Below are 17,737 nucleotides of genomic sequence, written 5' to 3'. Positions count from 1 at the left end.
ATTTCACGCGCTGGCCGCCTGGCGGCTGACGCGATGCTCCATACGGGGCACACACAGGATCAGGAGTTCGTTCGACATGCTGCATTCGCCTCGCCTTACCTCGCTGGCCCTGGCCGTTGCCCTGATCAGTGGCGCGTCCCTGGCCTTCGCGGCCGAGCCCGCCAAGCCGGCGGCGGTCGCACCGACGACGGTCACCGCCAAGGCTCCGCTGCCGCTGGACGAGCTGCGCACCTTCGCCGAGGTCCTGGACCGCATCAAGGCGGCCTATGTCGAACCGGTGGATGACAAGACCCTGCTGGAAAATGCCATCAAGGGCATGCTCAGCAACCTCGATCCGCACTCCGCCTACCTCGGCCCGGAAGATTTCCAGGAACTGCAGGAAAGCACCAGCGGCGAATTCGGCGGCCTCGGCATCGAAGTCGGCATGGAAGACGGCTTCGTCAAGGTGGTCTCGCCCATCGACGACACCCCGGCCTCCCGCGCCGGCATCGAGGCGGGCGACCTGATCGTCAAGATCAACGGCCAGCCGACCCGCGGCCAGACCATGACCGAAGCCGTCGACAAGATGCGCGGCAAGATCGGCGAGAAGATCACCCTGACCCTGGTCCGCGACGGCGGCACGCCATTCGACGTGACCATTGCCCGCGCGGTCATCCAGGTCAAGAGCGTCAAGAGCCAGCTGCTCGAAGACGGCTACGGCTACATCCGCATCACCCAGTTCCAGGTCAAGACCGGCGAGGAAGTCGGCAAGGCCCTGGCCAAGCTGCGCAAGGACAACGGCAAGAAGCTCAGCGGCGTGGTCCTCGACCTGCGCAACAACCCTGGCGGCGTCCTGCAATCGGCGGTCGAAGTGGCCGACCACTTCCTGACCAAGGGCCTGATCGTCTACACCAAGGGCCGCATCGCCAACTCCGAGCTGCGCTTCTCGGCCGACCCGGCCGACGCCAGCGAAGGCGTGCCGCTGGTGGTACTGATCAACGGCGGCAGCGCCTCGGCTTCGGAGATTGTCGCCGGCGCCCTGCAAGACCAGAAACGCGGCGTGCTGATGGGCACCGACAGCTTCGGCAAGGGCTCGGTGCAAACCGTGCTGCCGCTGAACAACGACCGCGCGCTGAAGATCACCACCGCGCTGTACTACACGCCCAACGGCCGTTCGATCCAGGCCCAGGGCATCGTCCCGGACATCGAAGTGCGCCAGGCGAAGATCACCAGCGAGCAGGACACCGAGAACTTCAAGGAAGCTGACCTGCAGGGCCACCTCGGCAACGGCAACGGCGGCGCCGACCGGCCTTCGACCAGCAAGGCGACGGCGGGCAAGACGGGCAAGAAAGCCCGTCCGCAGGACGATGACTACCAGCTCAGCCAGGCCCTCAGCCTGCTCAAGGGCCTGAGCATCACCCGCGACAAGTGATGCGCGCGTTCCTCTTCACCCTGCTCTGCCTGCTGACCAGCGCCGCCCTTGCGGCGCCGGCCCAGCCGCAGCGAGCGTACCTGAGCGTCATCATCGATGACCTCGGCCAGAGCCCTGACCGCGACGCCCGCACCCTCGCCCTCCCCGGCCCCGTCACCATGGCGATCATGCCGGACACGCCCCACGCCACCGACTTCGCCCGCCAGGCCCACCACGCCGGGCGCACGGTCATCCTGCACATGCCAATGGACCCGGCGACCGGCCCCTACGCCTGGCACCCCGGCACGCCGCTGCCGGAACTGGAAAAACGCCTGAATGCCGCTCTGCTGCGGGTGCCTTACGCCGCCGGCCTCAACAACCACATGGGCAGCCGCATGACCGCGCAACCGGAAGCCATGGCCTGGTTGATGGGCGAGTTGCAACGCCGCGACCTGTTCTTCGTCGACAGCCGCACCAGCGCCACCACCGTGGCGGCGGCCAAGGCGCAAACGCAGGGGCTGGCCAGCGTATCGCGGGATGTGTTCCTGGATGATGTGCGCACCAGCGAAGCCATTGCCGGGCAGTTGCGCCTGGCGGTGGAACTGGCACGCCGGCAGGGCACCGCGGTGGTGATCGGTCACCCTTATCCACAGACGCTTGAGGTGCTGGAACGCGAACTGCCGCGGCTCAAGGGCCAGGGCGTTGATCTGATCGAGCTGCGCCAGATGATCGCCGAGCGCAGCAACCGCGCCATGCCGGCGCACGGCAAAGGCGGGATCTACAGGTAGCGGGCGAAGGTCGCGTCGACGAAGCCTTCTTCGCGCATCTGCTCCAGGCTGTCCTGCAGCTTTTTCACCACCTCATCCGGCACCTGCTTGTTCAGCGCCAGGTACAACTGGGAGCCGTTGAAGCGCAGTACCGTCTTGAACGCGGTCATGCCGATCTGCCGGGCGAGGTAGCGGCCAGCGGGGTCGCCGGTGGCCCAGAGATCGATTTCGCCGCTGGAGAGCTTCCGGGCGTTGTCCTGATCACGCAGGACCAGCACCGGCTTCAGGCCGCTCTTCGCCAGGCTCTCGGCAATGGCATCGCCTTTGTAGGCGCCAATGCGCAGGCCCTTGGCCTGTTCCAGGCTATCGAGCCGGATGTCGCTGGTTTCCCGCGCCAGCAGCACCCAGTCATCCGGGCCCAACGGGCCGACCCACTTGAACAGATTCTCGCGGTCCGGTTGGCGGGCCATGACGAAAACGCCGTGGTTGGGGGTGTCCCTGGCCTGCTGATACACCCGCGTCCAGGGGAAGCGCAGGGTCATGCTGTAGGGGACTTCCGCGCGGCGGAACATCTCCCGCACCAAATCGGCAGCGATGCCCTGGATTTCCGGCTCGCGCGCGAAGCTCTTGCCGTCGGTGGACATGTTGTAGGGCGGGAAGTTTTCGGTGAGCAGGACCAGAGGTTCGGTGGCCTGGGCTGTGGTTGCGAGGGAGAGGAGGAACAGGAGTCGAGTGAGCATTCGAGAGGCCTGGAGATTAGCTATCGCGAGCAAGCTCGCTCCTACAGTTAGTCGCTCGGACCCTGTAGGAGCGAGCTTGCTCGCGATGGGCTACTAAATATCAGCGAACAACAATCCCGCGCTGCGCCATATAAGCCTTGGCCTCCGGCACGGTGTACTCGCCGAAGTGGAAAATACTCGCCGCCAATACTGCGCTGGCATGACCTTCAAGGATGCCGTCAGCCAGGTGCTGCAGGTTGCCCACCCCACCGGACGCGATCACCGGGATACCCAGCGCGTCGCTGATGGCCCGGGTGACGCCGAGGTCGAAGCCGCTCTTCATGCCGTCCTGGTCCATGCTGGTGAGCAAAATTTCACCAGCCCCCAGGCCTTCCATCTTCTTCGCCCACTCCACCGCGTCCAGCCCGGTTGGCTTGCGGCCGCCGTGCGTGAAGATCTCCCAGCGCGGCGCTTCGCCCGGGCCGGAAACCTTCTTGGCGTCGATCGCCACGACGATGCACTGCGAACCGAAATGCGCCGCCGCTTCGCCAACGAACTCCGGGTTGAACACCGCCGCGGTGTTGATCGACACCTTGTCGGCACCGGCATTGAGCAGGTTGCGGATGTCCTGCACGGTGCGCACGCCGCCGCCCACGGTCAGCGGGATAAAAACCTGGCTGGCCATGCGCTCGACGGTGTGCAGCGTGGTGTCACGGCCATCGACGCTGGCGGTGATATCGAGGAAGGTGATTTCGTCGGCACCCTGCTCGTCGTAGCGACGGGCGATTTCCACCGGGTCGCCGGCATCACGGATGTTCTCGAACTTGACGCCCTTCACGACCCGGCCGTTGTCCACGTCCAGGCAAGGGATGATGCGTTTGGCCAGGGCCATGGCGTTCTCCTCAGCCTTTGTAGGTGTCGCAGAAGGCTTGCGCCTCGGCGACATCCAGGGTGCCTTCGTAGATTGCGCGGCCGGTGATGGCGCCGATGATTCCCGGGGCCTTGGCATCGAGCAGGGCCTTGATGTCGCCCAGGTTGTGGATGCCGCCGGAAGCGATCACCGGGATCTTCGTGGCTTCGGCCAGGGCCTTGGTGAAGGGCACGTTGCAGCCCTGCATCATCCCGTCCTTGGCGATGTCGGTGTAGACGATCGCGGAGACGCCGTCAGCTTCGAAGCGCTTGGCCAGGTCGATGACCTGTACCGAGCTGACTTCAGCCCAGCCGTCGGTGGCGACGAAACCGTCCTTGGCGTCCAGGCCAACGATGACCTTGCCCGGGAAGGCGCGGCAGGCTTCGGCGACGAACTCAGGCTGCTTGACCGCCTTGGTGCCGATGATCACGTAGCTGACGCCGGCCTTGACGTAGTGCTCGATGGTTTCCAGCGAGCGGATGCCGCCGCCGATCTGGATCGGCAGGTTCGGGTAGCGCTTGGCGATTGCAGTGACCACTTCGCCGTTGACCGGCTGGCCTTCGAAGGCACCGTTCAGATCGACCAGATGCAGACGGCGGCAGCCACCTTCAACCCATTTGGCGGCCATGCTCACCGGGTCGTCGGAGAATACGGTGGAATCTTCCATGCGGCCTTGGCGCAGACGTACGCAAGCACCGTCCTTGAGATCGATAGCGGGGATAATCAGCATCTGGAAAACCTGTCTATTCGGTAAACAGTGAGCCCGGGAAGTCAGTTCTTCTCGAGCGACCACAGGTCGCTCTCGATGCTCTCGAAGCGCTCTTTGAGATGCGCCTGAACATCGAAAATCGCCCTGTTGTAGTAATGCGGCGCAATTTCCTTGCTGAACAGCTCCAGCACCTCGGCCACCTCGAACGAACCCAATTGCAATTCGAAGCGGTCTTCGAGAAAGCGCTTGAGGGTGTCCAGCGCCTCACGCTCCTGCTCGGGGGTGAGGGTGATCGTGGGGGCCTTGTTACCGGAGCGGCTCATTACCAGCGCCCATCCCAGCCAGCGAAGTTCTGCAGCAATTGCAGGCCATGGGTATGGCTCTTCTCCGGGTGGAACTGGGTGGCGAAGCGCGAGCCTTCGGCCAGCGCCGCGGCGAAATCGACACCGTAGTGACCGCGACCGACCACCTGGGACGGCTTGCCCGACTCGATGTAGTAGCTGTGCACGAAGTAGAAGCGCGCCTGGTCGGGAATGTCGTGCCAGAGCGGGTGGTCGACGCTTTGGCTGACCTGGTTCCAACCCATGTGCGGCACTTTCAGGTGCTCGCCGTCTTCATGCAGGTCCTTGCCGAAGAAGCGCACTTTGCCGGGGAACAGGCCGATGCCATCGACACCGTCGTTCTCCTCGCTGTGCTCCAGCAGGGCCTGCATGCCGACGCAGATGCCGAGGAACGGACGGTCCTGGCTGACTTCCCGGACCAGCGCATCGAAGCCCAGGCGGCGGATTTCAGCCATGCAATCGCGCATCGCGCCGACGCCGGGGAACACCACGCGATCGGCCTCGCGAATCACCGCGGCATCGCTGGTGATCAGCACCTTGCCGGCGCCCACGTGCTCCAGGGCCTTGGACACCGAGTGCAGGTTGCCCATGCCATAGTCGATAACGGCAACGGTCTGCATCAGAGGCAACCCTTGGTCGAAGGCATCTGCCCGGCCATGCGATCGTCCAGTTCAACGGCCATGCGCAGCGCGCGGCCGAAAGCCTTGAACACGGTTTCGATCTGGTGGTGGGTGTTGTGCCCGCGCAGGTTGTCGATGTGCAGGGTGACGTTGGCGTGGTTGACGAAGCCCTGGAAGAACTCCTGGAACAAGTCCACGTCGAAGTTGCCGACGCTCGCGCGGGTGTACGGCACGTGCATCTGCAGGCCCGGACGGCCGGAGAAGTCGATGACCACCCGCGACAGCGCTTCGTCCAGCGGGACATAGGCGTGGCCGTAGCGGCGGATGCCTTTCTTGTCACCGATGGCCTTGTTGAAAGCCTGGCCGAGGGTGATGCCGACGTCCTCGACGGTATGGTGATCGTCGATATGCAGGTCGCCCTTGCACTCGATGTCCAGGTCGATCAACCCGTGTCGGGCGATCTGATCCAGCATGTGCTCGAGAAAAGGCACGCCGATATCGAATCGGGCCTTGCCAGTGCCATCCAGGTTGATCGAGGCTTTGATCTGGGTTTCCAGAGTATCGCGCTCGACGGATGCCTTACGTTCGACCATCACCAGCTCCGCAAAATCATTAGGCGAAAAAGGCGGTCATTATAGGCCCAGAACGTCGCATCTTGAAACGAAGATGACGTGTGGTGGTGGGGTTTGATGCCCGATTTTCGGGCCATCGCGAGCGAGCTCGCTCCTACGGAGGACATTTGCGCGTCGTGAGACGATTGTAGGAGCGAGCTCGTCGGGGCGCCGAACCGTCGCGAAGGGCCGCAAAGCGGCCCCGAATTACCTGAATCAGTGGAACAGTACGGCGGTCTTCTGCAAGGTCGCCCACACACCCCACGCCAGCGGAATCCCCACCGCCAGCCACGCCGCGATCACCAGCGGCTTGCTGCCCGGCGAGGCGTGCCATTCCAGCACGGTGCTGTTGTCAGCGCCTTTGTCATGCCCCAGCGCCTGCTCGGCAGCCAGTTGCGCGTCGGTCATGAAGTACTTGTCCGCCACCGGGCGCACCAGCGCGTTGCAGAGGAAACCCAGCACCAGCAGGCCGGCGAGGATGTACAGGGTGATGTCATAGGCCGCGGCCCGCTCCACCCCGATCTTCAACTGGTACTCACGCAGGTAGTTGACCAGCACCGGCCCCAGCACGCCCGCCGCTGCCCAGGCAGTCAGCAACCGGCCGTGGATCGCGCCGACCATCTGCGTGCCGAACAGGTCGGCCAGGTACGCCGGCACCGTGGCGAAACCGCCGCCGTACATCGACAGAATGATGCAGAACGCCGCCACGAACAGGGCGATGTTGCCCAGGTGGCCCATGTTCGGCACCAGCGCATACAGGGCGAAGCCCAGCGCGAAGAAGGCGAAATAGGTGTTCTTGCGACCGATGTAGTCGGAGAACGACGCCCAGAAGAAACGCCCGCCGATGTTGAACAGGCTGAGCAAGCCGGTGAAGCCGGCAGCGATCGCCGCGATCTGGCCCAGTTGGGTGGCGTCCAGTTCGCTGAAGGTCAGGTTGTTGCCCAGCAGCTTGCCGGCGAACACTTCCTGCAACAGCGGCGAAGCCATGCCGAGGATGCCGATACCGGCCGACACGTTCAGGCACAGCACCAGCCAGATCAGCGCGAATTGCGGGGTTTTCCAGGCCACGCTGACGTGCACGTGGCGATGGGTGATCATCGCGTTGCTGGCTTTCTTCGCCGGCGCGACCCAGCCTTCCGGTTTCCAGCCGGTAGGCGGCACGCGGTACGACAAGGCGCCGCCGATCATGAAGATGAAGTAGATCACCGCCATCACCACGAAGCTCTGCCAGACGCCGACGCCTTCAGGGCTGGCGAAGTGGTTCATCAGTGCCGCGGCCAGCGGCGCGCCGACCATCGCACCGCCGCCGAAGCCCATGATCGCCATGCCGGTGGCCATGCCGCGTTTGTCCGGGAACCACTTGATCAGGGTCGAAACCGGCGAGATGTAGCCCAGCCCCAGACCGATACCACCGATCACCCCCGAGCCCAGCCACATCAGCCAGATCTGATGGGTGTAGACCCCGAACGCGGAAATCAGCAGGCCGCCGCACCAGCACAGCGCCGACACCACACCGGCCTTGCGCGGCCCGGCATGTTCAAGCCAGCCACCCCAGATCGCCGCCGAGCAGCCGAGGAAAATGAAGAACAGCGTGTAGATCCAGCCGAGCATGGAGATCGGCCAGTCGCAGGTGGAAGACACCATCTGCGCGAAGAAGCCCATGTCCGGCGCGCAAGCCACCGGGGTGCTGATGCCGATCGCCTTGGACAGCGGCAGCCAGAACACCGAGAAGCCGTAGGCCATGCCGATGCAGAGGTGGATTGCCAGGGCGGCCGGTGGAACCAGCCAGCGATTGAAGCCAGGTCGAGCGACGATGCGCTCCTTGGAAAGGAAGCCGGGCGTGCCGCCCACGGCCCCCGCGGTGATGCTGCTCATTATTATTGCCCTCGTGGATAGGTATGGCTCGCGGGCCGAACCGGACACCCCTCGACTTTGGCGCACGCAGGCAACGAGTCGTTTTTTGAGGGCAGCCGGCCTCGTCGCGACAATCCGTCGCAGCAAGACCCGGGAACTCCAAAAGAGTAGCATTTAGCCGGCTAACTATTATCAAACTGATATCGCGTTTTTCGCTTCAACTGGCACTTTTCACCGACAAGCGCCGTCGAAATCTCCTCACCGCAGACCAATCGCAGTGGCGAAGTCCGCGGGGCTATACTCTGCGGCTGAATTTTCAGACATCGGACTACAAGGACTCGCCCATGAAAGCGTTTGGCAAAATCCTGGGACTGGTGGTTCTCGGGCTGTTGCTGATCGTGGTGGCCGGCGGCTTCGCCCTGACCCACCTCTTCGATCCCAACGACTATAAAGACGAGATCCGCCAACTGGCTCGCGACAAGGCTCATGTCGAGCTGACCCTCAATGGCGACATCGGCTGGAGCCTGTTCCCCTGGCTTGGCCTGGAGCTGCACGAGGCGAGCATTGCCACGCTGAACAAGCCCACCGAACCGTTCGCCGACCTGCAAATGCTCGGCCTGTCGGTGCGCGTACTGCCGCTGCTGCGCCGCGAAGTGCAGATGAGCGATGTGCGCGTGGAAGGGCTGAACCTGAGCCTGGCCCGCGATGAAAACGGCCACGGCAACTGGGAAGATATCGGCAAACCGCTGCCCGCCAACGCCCCGGCCGCGACCGCTGAAACGGCACCAGCCACCACGGCGCCGGCGCAGACCGAGAGCAAACCGGCCGCCAGCGAACGTCCGGTGAAACTGGATATCGACAGCCTCACCGTGAACAACGCCCGGGTGCAATACAGCGACGCCCGCAGCGGCCAGAGCTTCAGCGCCGAAAGCATCCAGTTGAGCACCGAAGCCATTCATGAAGGGATCAACATCCCGCTGAAAATGACCGCCTTCCTCAGTTCCGGCCAGCCGGTACTGCGCGCCCGCATCGAACTCGCCGGCGAAGGACGCTTCGACCGCGCCCTCAAGCGCTACCAGTTCGAAGACATGAAGCTCACCGGCGAACTGTCCGGCGAACCACTGAAACAAAAGAGCGTGACCTTCTCCGCACAAGGCCAGTTGCTTGCCGATCTGGCCGCCAACGTCGCCGAATGGAATGGCCTGAAGCTCTCCGCCAACCAGCTCCGCGCCCTCGGCGAACTGAGCGTGCGCGAGCTGGATAAAGAGCCGAAGATCAGCGGCGGCCTGTCCATCGCCCAGCTCGACCTGCGCAAGTTCCTCGACAGCGTCGGCGTCGAGCTGCCGGCAATGAACGACCCGACCACCCTGACCAGCTTCGAACTGGTCGGCCACCTGCAAGGCAGCAAGAACAGCCTGGCCCTGGAAGACCTGGCGATGAAGCTCGACGCCAGCACCTTCACCGGCCGCCTGGCCGTGGAGGACTTCGCCAAGAAAGCCCTGCGCATCCAGTTGAAGAACGACAAGTTCAACGCCGACCGCTACCTGCTAGCCAAGAGCGAAGCGGCCGCCAGCGCCACCGCCGCGCGCCAGGCCGAGGTCAAGGGCAACGAAGTCAGCGCCCTCGCCGGCTCCGGCACCACGCCGCTGCCCGACGCACCGACCCAGGTTGCCTGGAGCAGCGACAAGCTGCTGCCGGTAGACCGCCTGCGCGAACTGGACCTGCAAGCCAGCCTGAATTTCGGCGAACTGACCCTGAACAAGCTGCCGATCCAGGACGCTGAACTCAAGGCCAACGGCCAGGGCGGGCTGATCACCCTCGAAACCCTGCGCGGCGGCCTCTACAACGGCGACTTCGAAACCCACGGCACCCTCGACGTGCGTCCACAGGTGCCGCAGATCGGCCTGACCAGCAAGATCAACCGCGTGCCGGTGGAACACTTCATCAAGCACGACGGCGACAACCCGCCGGTCAAGGGCCTGCTCAGCCTCAACAGCGACCTGACCGCCAGCGGCAACAGCCAGAAGGGCCTGATCGACACCCTCAACGGCAACGCCAGCTTCGTCATCAACAACGGCGTGCTGGTCGACGCCAACCTCGAACAGCAGCTCTGCCAGGGCATCGCCACGCTCAACCGCAAGACCCTGAGCGGCGAGCCACGCGGCAAGGACACGCCGTTCCAGGAGCTCAAAGGCAACCTGACGCTGCGTAACGGCGTGGCCAGCAACCCGGACCTGAAAATCCGCATCCCCGGCCTGACCGTCAACGGCAACGGCGACCTCGACCTGCGCGTGCTGGGCATGGACTACCGCATTGGCGTCATCGTCGAAGGCGACAAGCGCGACATGCCGGATCCGGCCTGCCAGGTCAACGAACGCTTCGCCGGCCTGGAATTCCCGCTGCGCTGCCGTGGTCCGCTGGAACTCGGCGCCCGCGCCTGCCGCGTGGACAAGGATGGCGTCGGCAAGCTGGCCGGCCAGGTGCTGGGCAACCGCATCAACGAAAAACTCAATGAAAAACTCGACGAGAAGCTTGGCGACAAGGTCAGTCCCGAGCTGAAAGACACACTCAAAGGCCTGTTCAAACGATGAACCCCGAGCAGTTTTCCAGCGCCGTGCTGGATTGGTACGACCGCCATGGTCGCCACGACCTGCCCTGGCAACAGGGCATCAACCCGTACCGGGTGTGGGTCTCCGAGATCATGTTGCAACAGACCCAGGTCAGCACCGTGCTCAATTACTTCAGCCGCTTTATGGACGCCCTGCCGGACGTCCAGGCCCTGGCCGCGGCGCCCGAGGACGAAGTGCTGCACTTGTGGACGGGGCTGGGCTACTACACCCGCGCCCGCAACCTGCAGAAGACCGCCCGGATCGTCGTCGAGCAGTACGGCGGCGAATTCCCGCGTGACGTGGAAAAACTCACCGATCTGCCGGGCATCGGCCTGTCCACTGCCGGCGCCATCGCCAGCATCAGCATGGGCCTGCGCGCGCCGATCCTCGACGGCAACGTCAAGCGCGTGCTGGCCCGCTACACCGCGCAAGAGGGTTATCCCGGCGAGCCGAAGGTGGCCAAGGCGCTGTGGGCCACTGCCGAGCGCTTCACCCCGCACGCGCGAGTCAACCACTACACCCAGGCGATGATGGACCTCGGCGCCACCCTCTGCACCCGCAGCAAGCCCAGTTGCCTGCTGTGCCCGCTGGAGCGTGGTTGCGAAGCGCACATGCTCGGCCAGGAGATCCGCTACCCGCTGCCCAAGCCGCGCAAGGCCCTGCCACAAAAGCGCACGCTGATGCCGATGCTCGCCAACGACGAGGGCGCCATCCTGCTTTACCGAAGGCCCTCCAGCGGGCTGTGGGGCGGTTTGTGGAGCTTGCCGGAGCTGGACGACCTGGACGACCTCGAACACCTGGCCGACCAGCACCAACTCAACATCGAAACCCGCCACGCACTCAGCGGCCTGACCCACACCTTCAGCCATTTCCAGTTGGCCATCGAGCCGTGGCTGGTACGCGTCGGCCAACAGGGCTCGCACGTGGCCGAGGCTGACTGGCTCTGGTATAACCTCGCCACCCCGCCGCGCCTGGGCCTCGCTGCCCCGGTCAAGAAGCTGCTCAAACGCGCGGCCGACGTATTGATTGCAGGAGAGTCGTCATGACCCGCACCGTAATGTGCCGCAAGTACCACGAAGAATTGCCGGGCCTCGAGCGCCCACCGTACCCGGGCCCGAAAGGCCAGGACATCTACGAGCACATCTCGCAGAAGGCCTGGGCCGACTGGCAGAAGCACCAGACCCTGCTCATCAACGAGAAACGCCTGAACATGATGAACGGCGAAGACCGCAAGTTCATCCAGGGCGAGATGGACAAGTTCTTCTCTGGCGAGGAGTACGCAAAGGCCGAAGGCTACGTTCCACCGGCCGAATGACCCCGTAAAACGTAAGCGTCGGTATTAATTGAATAAATTTTTCAAAATTTTGTTGACGCAATCCTGAAAAAGCCTTTTAATGCGCCCCGTTGCCCAGATAGCTCAGTCGGTAGAGCAGAGGATTGAAAATCCTCGTGTCGGCGGTTCGACTCCGTCTCTGGGCACCAAGACAACGTAAAAACCCCTGAATCGAAAGATTCAGGGGTTTTTTGTTTGTGCTCGAAAAAGCGCACGTCCACGACACGCGAAAAACGCTACAAACCGCTGGCGCATTGACCGACATCAATATGCCATCACCCGGAATATGTAAGGTGGCAGGTGGACATTCGAAGGAACAGAAGGCCCCTCCCATGAGTGAAGAATCCCCCGCCCTCCCGCTTCCAGAGCCGTTATCCGGGGCAGGCCAGCATCAGACCACGCCACACAAAGCCAATACCTCTCGCCCGCATCGCCGCCCTCGCAAGCCCGCCCCGATCGTCGAAACCGACATCGCTGCGGACACCCCGGCCGCCCTCGAAGTCGCTACCGCCCCGCACGGCACCAGTGAAGACAGTTTGTCGGCCAAGCTTCCGCACACCTATCCGTACAGCACGCGCATGCGCCGCGCCGAATACGACAAGGCCAAGCACTCGCTGCAGATCGAGCTGCTGAAAGTGCAGAACTGGGTCAGGGAAACCGGCCAGCGCGTCGTCGTCCTGTTCGAAGGCCGCGATGCTGCGGGCAAGGGCGGAACCATCAAGCGCTTCATGGAACACCTGAACCCGCGCGGCGCGCGGATCGTCGCCCTGGAAAAACCGTCCGAGCAGGAAAAGGGCCAGTGGTATTTCCAGCGCTACATCCAGCACCTGCCGACCGCGGGTGAAATGGTCTTCTTCGACCGCTCCTGGTACAACCGCGCCGGCGTCGAGCGGGTCATGGACTTCTGCACCCCGCTGCAGTACCTGGAATTCATGCGCCAGGCGCCGGAGCTGGAGCGCATGCTGTGCAACAGCGGCATCCTGTTGTTCAAGTACTGGTTCTCGGTAAACCGCGAGGAGCAACTGCGCCGCTTCATTTCCCGTCGCGACGACCCGCTCAAGCACTGGAAACTGTCGCCCATCGACATCAAGTCGCTGGACAAGTGGGGCGAGTACACGGCGGCCAAGGAAGCCATGTTCTTCCACACCGACACCGCCGATGCGCCGTGGACGGTGATCAAGTCGGACGACAAGAAGCGCGCGCGGATCAACTGCATCCGTCACTTCCTCAACGCCCTCGACTATCCCGGCAAGGATTTCCGCGTCGCCCACGAACCCGATCCGCTGCTGGTGGGCCGTGCCTCGCGGGAGCAGGAAGAAGACCTGCGCGACGAAGAAGACACCCAACTGCAAAGCCGGGTCAGCTCGCTGCTGCTGCCGGGCTGACGCCTCAGAAGTTGGCAATGGCGCTGCAATACTCGGCCTTGGTGGCTTTCACCGGCTCCGGCGTAGCGCCATCGATCCGCGTGAAGTCCACCCCGCAGCCGCGATAACCACGCAGCTCCAGCTCGTAATCGGCACCGGCCTGCGGAGTGAAGGTGAACATGCCCAGGCACGTACTCTTCTGGTCATAACTCACCGCCCGGCCGCCATCGAGGAAGGTCAGGGTCAGCGGCTTGCCCGCGGCCACACGCACCTCGCTGGTGGCCCACCCCGCCGGCACTGGCTTGCCAGCAGGCATGCCGAGTTTCTCATTGTTGCGCTGGGCGAAGGTTTCGTTCGGCACGATGATCACACCCGCACCGGGGCTGTACCAATCCACACACGCAAGGCCCGGCACACCGCGCACCATCCCGTCAGACATCACCCGCAGACGCGCCGTCTCGCCACTGGCAGGCGAAGCAAACTGCGTGTTGAAGGATTTGACTGCGGCAATGTTGCCGCAGCCGCTCAAGACGGTGGCGGCGAGGCTAAGCACAACGATGGTTTTCATGCGGGATTCCCTTCCTGTTTGTCCGATAATCCGCCTGTGACACTGCTTCGCGGCTTGGGTTTCCCGGTCAACTGCGATTCAATACGCGGAATTTGACTGACTTCGCACAAAGGAACACCGATGGCCTCTAACACCAAGCAACAGAAACGCGCCAAACGCGCCGCCAGCAAAGCCCGCGAAAACCGCATGGTGCGTAGCGGCCAGGCGGTGAAGAGCGGCGGCGAGGGGTCCAGCGCCAGCGTCGAGCAGGTGTTCAAGAAGGCCATGGACTCGGGCAGCTACACCGGCATGTTCGAAAAAATGAAAACGGCGCAGGACACCAGCCTGGAAGCGATGATCGCCGTGTTCATGGTCGACCCGCTGCTGACCCTGGTGCTCAAGGGCCACAAGGAAAACGACGCCAGCGACTACATTTGCATGGTCTTCTGCGCCTACCGCAACTGGCTGGATGGCACCGAGGAAGAAGCGGCCATGGCGTGGCTGGAAAGTGATGAGTTCCAGGACGCGTATGTGGCGGCCTCGGAGATGGTGTCGAAGCAGAAGAAGTTCGGCTGACGAAACCGCCCGCCCCCACCACCGCTCGCGCCAGATTCGGCAATAAGGAACTCCTCCGTGGCCTCCAACACCAAACAGCAAAAACGCGCCAAACGTGCGGCCACCAAGGCCAAGCAAAACCGCGTCACACGCAACAATGTCTCGAAGAACAAGGATTCCGCCCCGCCCTCCGTCGACGAGTTTTTCGAGACGGCCATGGGCGCCGGCCTCTACGACGAATTGTTCGAGGGGATGAAGGAGGCTCAGGCAACCAGCCTGACCGAGATGTGCAGCGTATTCCTTGCGGACTCGCTGCTCTCGTTGGTGGTCACCACCTACGGCGAGGACGCTGCGGCGGATTACATCTATGGCGTGCTCTGCGCCTATCGCGACTGGCTGGACGAGGCGGATCAGGATACGGCCACCGCCTGGATCCAGAGCCCGGAGTTCGTTGAAGCGTACGAGCAGGCGGCGAAGCAGATAGAGGCTGAGGTGGCTGGCGAGCAGTGAAGAGGCCCGTCAGTTAAAACTATGGGGCCTCATCGCGAGCAAGCTCGCTCCTACAGAGACGGTGATGAATCTGTAGGAGCGAGCTTGCTCGCGAATGGCCGCAAAGCGGCCCCAGCTCTTACTTGCCAGCAGTCAGCGCGTTATAGCTGGTCATCAAATTCCGGTAATCCGGAATGTGATTCGAGCAAAGCGCCGCCAGGCCTTCGACATCGTTGCGCCAGTCGCGGTGCAGCTCACAGGCCACGCCGAACCAGGTCATCAGTTGCGCGCCCGCCGAACTCACACGGTTCAAAGCGGCATCGCGAGTCATCGCGTTGAAGGTGCCGGAAGCATCGGTCACCACAAACACTTCAAATTCTTCTTCCAGGGCCGACAGCGCCGGGAACGCCACGCACACCTCGGTTACCACGCCAGCAATGATCAGTTGCTTCTTGCCAGTGGCCTTCACCGCTTTCACGAAGTCTTCGTTGTCCCAGGCGTTGATCTGGCCAGGGCGAGCAATGTACGGGGCATCCGGGAACAGTGCTTTCAGTTCCGGTACCAGCGGGCCGTTGGGGCCTTGTTCGAAGCTGGTGGTGAGGATGGTCGGCAGGTTGAAGAACTTGGCCAGATCCGCCAGGGCCAGAACGTTGTTCTTGAAGCGGTCCGGCTCGATATCGCGCACCAGAGACAGCAGGCCAGCCTGGTGGTCCACCAGCAGGACAGCGGCGTCGTCTTTGTTCAGGCGGTTGTATTTGAATGCGGTCATGGTCGTTGCTCCTAAAGGTTCTGATCTTCGTAAGGGGTGGTGTTTCGCGTTGATGGGAGAAGATTAAATTCAGAACCTTTGGCGCGGTAGATAGTGAAAACTGGCTTTAGCGTTCCTCAAATAGAACGAAGACCAATGTAGTTTTTCAGGGCAATAAAAAAGGCCGCATTGCGCGGCCTTCTTTCACTTCAACAACTTCAGTTATCCAGCGCCAACGCCCCAGCCTTCTCGGCCTTGCGCTTGCGTGCCACCAGCAGGCCCGCCGCAACCACGGCAATGCTCAGCAGAGCGGTGGAGATCACTTCTGCCCGATGATCCGGACGGATCAGCATCAGGGTCAGTACACCAACGATGAAGAAGATGGTCGCCCAGGTCAGCACCGGGAACGCCCACATCTTGAAGTCGATTTTCTCGCCACGCGCCATGCGCTGACGGCGCATGCGCAGTTGCGACACGGCAATCACCAGGTACACCAGCAGCGCGATCGCGCCCGAGCTGGCCAGCAGGAATTCGAATACCTGCGCCGGGGCCACATAGTTGGCAAACACCGTCAGGAACGCCGCCGCGGTCGACAGCAGCACCGCGTAGTGCGGCGTGCCGCTGGAGGTGGTGCGCTGGGCCATGGCTGGCGCGTCACCGCGCTTGCTCAGGGAGAACAGCATGCGCGACGAGGTGTACAGCGCCGAGTTGAGGCAACTGGTCACGGCGATCAGCACGACGATGTCGACGATCAGCTTGGCGTGCGGCACGCCCATCAGTTGCAGCACGGTCTGGTACGAACCGACTTCGGCCAGTTCGCCCGAATTCCACGGCACCAGGGCCACGACGATGAAGATCGACACGAGGTAGAACAGGAAGATCCGCCAGATCACCGAGTTGGTCGCCTTGCTGATCTGCCGGCCTGGGTCTTTCGATTCGGCGGCGGCGATGGTGACGATTTCGGTGCCCATGAACGAGAACATGGTGGTCAGCATCGCGCCCAGTACCGCGCCGAGGCCGTTAGGCATGAAGCCCTGGGTGTCGAACAGGTGGCTGACGCCGCTGACCTGGCTGTGGGGCATGAAGCCGAAGATCGCCGCCAGGCCGAGAATGATGAAGCCGATGATCGCCACGACCTTGAGCAGGGCAAACCAGAACTCGAATTCACCGTAGTTCTTCACGCTGAACAGGTTGGTCGCGGTCAGCAACAGGGTGATGACCAGGGTGAAGACCCAGATCGCCACGTCGGGGAACCAGGCATTAAGAATGGTTGCGGCGGCGTTGGCTTCCAGCGGGATGACCAGCACCCAGAACCACCAGTACAGCCAGCCGATGGTGAAGCCGGCCCAGTGACCGATGGCACGGTCGGCATAGGTGGAGAAAGAACCTGTATCCGGCGAGGCCACGGCCATTTCGCCGAGCATGCGCATCACCAGCACGACCAGCGTGCCCGCGGCGGCGTAAGCCAGCAGCACGGCAGGACCGGCGGCGGCGATAGCGTGGCCGGAGCCGACGAACAGACCGGCGCCGATTACGCCTGCGATGGACAGCATGGTCACATGCCGTTGCTTGAGCCCCTGAGCGAGGTCATTGGAATTGTGCGTACCGCTCATAAAACTACCTTTGCAAAGAATGGGGGATCTTCCCGCGTTTTGGAGCCGCAATGCCCTCGTGAGGCGCCCTGCGGTTCGTGGCAGCTTGATAGCAATCAGCGGGCCAGCTTGATGACCGCCCATTCCGAAACACTCTGTAACCACGATTCATAAGGCTTGCGGCGCTTTCAGCCAGTCACTGGCCGAAAGGTCGCCAAAGATGCCCGACTTTGCGTGATTACTGAAATACCCACTTACAATTAGAAATGGGTGCGCCATAACCAATCACAGGTAACACCTTTGCAAAATCACAGCGCGAAAAAGGTGCAACCAAAAAGCGCAACCAGACCTCCAGCCAGGTGTTACCAACCATCGCCGCGACCAAATACGGCTTTCCAGCAGCGGCCAAAACTGGCACCATCGCGCCTTTTTTCATCATGGCTCCGGCCCCGCGAAGCGAAACGGCGGACAGCAGCGCGACAGTCCACTGCAGCGATGCGACACCCGCCTTTCCCATGGCCGACCACCCTGCTCGACCTTGTTGGCTGTGATCCGGGCGCTATGCTAGCGTGGCGCCTC

The 17,737-nt window shown here is 62.9% G+C and carries 19 protein-coding genes and 1 tRNA gene; 9 read left to right on the top strand and 11 right to left on the bottom strand.

Going from position 1 to position 17,737, the window contains the following annotated elements; translation table 11 throughout:
- Positions 1 to 76: 76 nt before the first annotated feature.
- Complete coding sequence (locus CKW37_RS11420; protein WP_095155796.1) at positions 77 to 1,411, top strand: S41 family peptidase; 1,335 nt, start codon at positions 77 to 79, stop codon at positions 1,409 to 1,411.
- On the top strand, positions 1,411 to 2,178 hold the full coding sequence (locus CKW37_RS11415) for a divergent polysaccharide deacetylase family protein (protein WP_095155795.1): 768 nt from the start codon (positions 1,411 to 1,413) through the stop codon (positions 2,176 to 2,178). Before CKW37_RS11420 ends, CKW37_RS11415 begins: the two co-directional genes overlap by 1 nt.
- Here CKW37_RS11415 and CKW37_RS11410 read toward each other — a convergent pair.
- The 7 genes from CKW37_RS11410 to CKW37_RS11380 all read right to left on the bottom strand — a co-directional run bounded on the left by CKW37_RS11410 (position 2,169) and on the right by CKW37_RS11380 (position 7,945).
- On the bottom strand, positions 2,169 to 2,897 hold the full coding sequence (locus CKW37_RS11410; protein WP_095155794.1) for an ABC transporter substrate-binding protein: 729 nt from the start codon (positions 2,895 to 2,897) through the stop codon (positions 2,169 to 2,171). The genes CKW37_RS11415 and CKW37_RS11410 overlap by 10 nt on opposite strands.
- A 100-nt stretch (positions 2,898 to 2,997) precedes the next feature.
- Positions 2,998 to 3,768, bottom strand: coding sequence for an imidazole glycerol phosphate synthase subunit HisF (gene hisF, locus CKW37_RS11405; RefSeq protein ID WP_095155793.1), 771 nt, complete (start codon positions 3,766 to 3,768; stop codon positions 2,998 to 3,000).
- A 10-nt stretch (positions 3,769 to 3,778) separates the two neighbouring features.
- On the bottom strand, positions 3,779 to 4,516 hold the full coding sequence (gene hisA / locus CKW37_RS11400) for a 1-(5-phosphoribosyl)-5-[(5-phosphoribosylamino)methylideneamino]imidazole-4-carboxamide isomerase (protein WP_095155792.1): 738 nt from the start codon (positions 4,514 to 4,516) through the stop codon (positions 3,779 to 3,781).
- Positions 4,517 to 4,557: 41 nt separating this feature from the next.
- Positions 4,558 to 4,818 carry a DUF2164 domain-containing protein gene (locus CKW37_RS11395; RefSeq protein ID WP_095155791.1) on the bottom strand — a complete coding sequence of 87 codons (261 nt, stop codon included), beginning with the start codon at positions 4,816 to 4,818 and terminating at the stop codon, positions 4,558 to 4,560.
- On the bottom strand, positions 4,818 to 5,456 hold the full coding sequence (gene hisH, locus CKW37_RS11390) for an imidazole glycerol phosphate synthase subunit HisH (protein WP_095155790.1): 639 nt from the start codon (positions 5,454 to 5,456) through the stop codon (positions 4,818 to 4,820). The genes CKW37_RS11395 and hisH overlap by 1 nt, the downstream gene beginning before the upstream one ends.
- On the bottom strand, positions 5,456 to 6,049 hold the full coding sequence (gene hisB, locus CKW37_RS11385) for an imidazoleglycerol-phosphate dehydratase HisB (protein WP_095155789.1): 594 nt from the start codon (positions 6,047 to 6,049) through the stop codon (positions 5,456 to 5,458). The genes hisH and hisB overlap by 1 nt, the downstream gene beginning before the upstream one ends.
- 234 nt (positions 6,050 to 6,283) lie before the next feature.
- Entirely contained in the window at positions 6,284 to 7,945 is a 1,662-nt protein-coding gene (locus CKW37_RS11380) for an OFA family MFS transporter (RefSeq protein WP_095156100.1), read from the bottom strand.
- A gap of 320 nt (positions 7,946 to 8,265) precedes the next feature.
- Here CKW37_RS11380 and CKW37_RS11375 point away from each other — a divergent pair, with 320 nt between their 5' ends.
- The 5 genes from CKW37_RS11375 to ppk2 all read left to right on the top strand — a co-directional run bounded on the left by CKW37_RS11375 (position 8,266) and on the right by ppk2 (position 13,248).
- On the top strand, positions 8,266 to 10,512 hold the full coding sequence (locus CKW37_RS11375; RefSeq protein WP_095155788.1) for an AsmA family protein: 2,247 nt from the start codon (positions 8,266 to 8,268) through the stop codon (positions 10,510 to 10,512).
- Complete coding sequence (gene mutY / locus CKW37_RS11370) at positions 10,509 to 11,576, top strand: A/G-specific adenine glycosylase (RefSeq protein WP_095155787.1); 1,068 nt, start codon at positions 10,509 to 10,511, stop codon at positions 11,574 to 11,576. The genes CKW37_RS11375 and mutY overlap by 4 nt, the downstream gene beginning before the upstream one ends.
- Entirely contained in the window at positions 11,573 to 11,845 is a 273-nt protein-coding gene (locus CKW37_RS11365) for an oxidative damage protection protein (RefSeq protein ID WP_095155786.1), read from the top strand. Before mutY ends, CKW37_RS11365 begins: the two co-directional genes overlap by 4 nt.
- 91 nt (positions 11,846 to 11,936) lie before the next feature.
- Positions 11,937 to 12,012 (top strand) — tRNA-Phe (locus tag CKW37_RS11360).
- A gap of 183 nt (positions 12,013 to 12,195) precedes the next feature.
- Entirely contained in the window at positions 12,196 to 13,248 is a 1,053-nt protein-coding gene (gene ppk2, locus CKW37_RS11355; protein ID WP_095155785.1) for a polyphosphate kinase 2, read from the top strand.
- 4 nt (positions 13,249 to 13,252) lie between these two features.
- On the opposite strand, the gene CKW37_RS11350 is transcribed toward ppk2, so the two are convergent.
- Positions 13,253 to 13,795: a hypothetical protein gene (locus CKW37_RS11350; RefSeq protein ID WP_095155784.1), complete on the bottom strand. Its 543-nt coding sequence runs from the start codon at positions 13,793 to 13,795 to the stop codon at positions 13,253 to 13,255.
- Between the two features lie 120 nt (positions 13,796 to 13,915).
- Between CKW37_RS11350 and CKW37_RS11345 the strand changes: the two genes are divergently transcribed.
- The gene (locus tag CKW37_RS11345) at positions 13,916 to 14,350 is read left to right on the top strand and encodes a hypothetical protein (RefSeq protein WP_095155783.1); all 435 of its coding nucleotides are present in this window, start codon (positions 13,916 to 13,918) and stop codon (positions 14,348 to 14,350) included.
- 57 nt (positions 14,351 to 14,407) lie between these two features.
- Entirely contained in the window at positions 14,408 to 14,839 is a 432-nt protein-coding gene (locus tag CKW37_RS11340) for a hypothetical protein (RefSeq protein ID WP_095155782.1), read from the top strand.
- A 118-nt stretch (positions 14,840 to 14,957) separates the two neighbouring features.
- On the opposite strand, the gene ycaC is transcribed toward CKW37_RS11340, so the two are convergent.
- From ycaC to CKW37_RS32415, 3 genes are all read right to left on the bottom strand, one after another.
- Positions 14,958 to 15,587 carry an isochorismate family cysteine hydrolase YcaC gene (ycaC, locus tag CKW37_RS11335; protein WP_095155781.1) on the bottom strand — a complete coding sequence of 210 codons (630 nt, stop codon included), beginning with the start codon at positions 15,585 to 15,587 and terminating at the stop codon, positions 14,958 to 14,960.
- Positions 15,588 to 15,784: 197 nt separating this feature from the next.
- On the bottom strand, positions 15,785 to 17,179 hold the full coding sequence (gene gabP, locus CKW37_RS11330; protein WP_095155780.1) for a GABA permease: 1,395 nt from the start codon (positions 17,177 to 17,179) through the stop codon (positions 15,785 to 15,787).
- A 217-nt stretch (positions 17,180 to 17,396) separates the two neighbouring features.
- Positions 17,397 to 17,675 (bottom strand): hypothetical protein, encoded by a 279-nt coding sequence (locus tag CKW37_RS32415; RefSeq protein WP_143501986.1) that lies wholly within the window; start codon positions 17,673 to 17,675, stop codon positions 17,397 to 17,399.
- Positions 17,676 to 17,737 lie beyond the last annotated feature (62 nt).

Origin of the sequence: Pseudomonas sp. Irchel 3E13, from assembly GCF_900187455.1 — a bacterium.
Classification (GTDB): Bacteria; Pseudomonadota; Gammaproteobacteria; order Pseudomonadales; family Pseudomonadaceae; genus Aquipseudomonas.
Note: the sequence above shows the minus strand (reverse complement) of the source record. Positions and strands in the feature narration are given on the sequence as shown.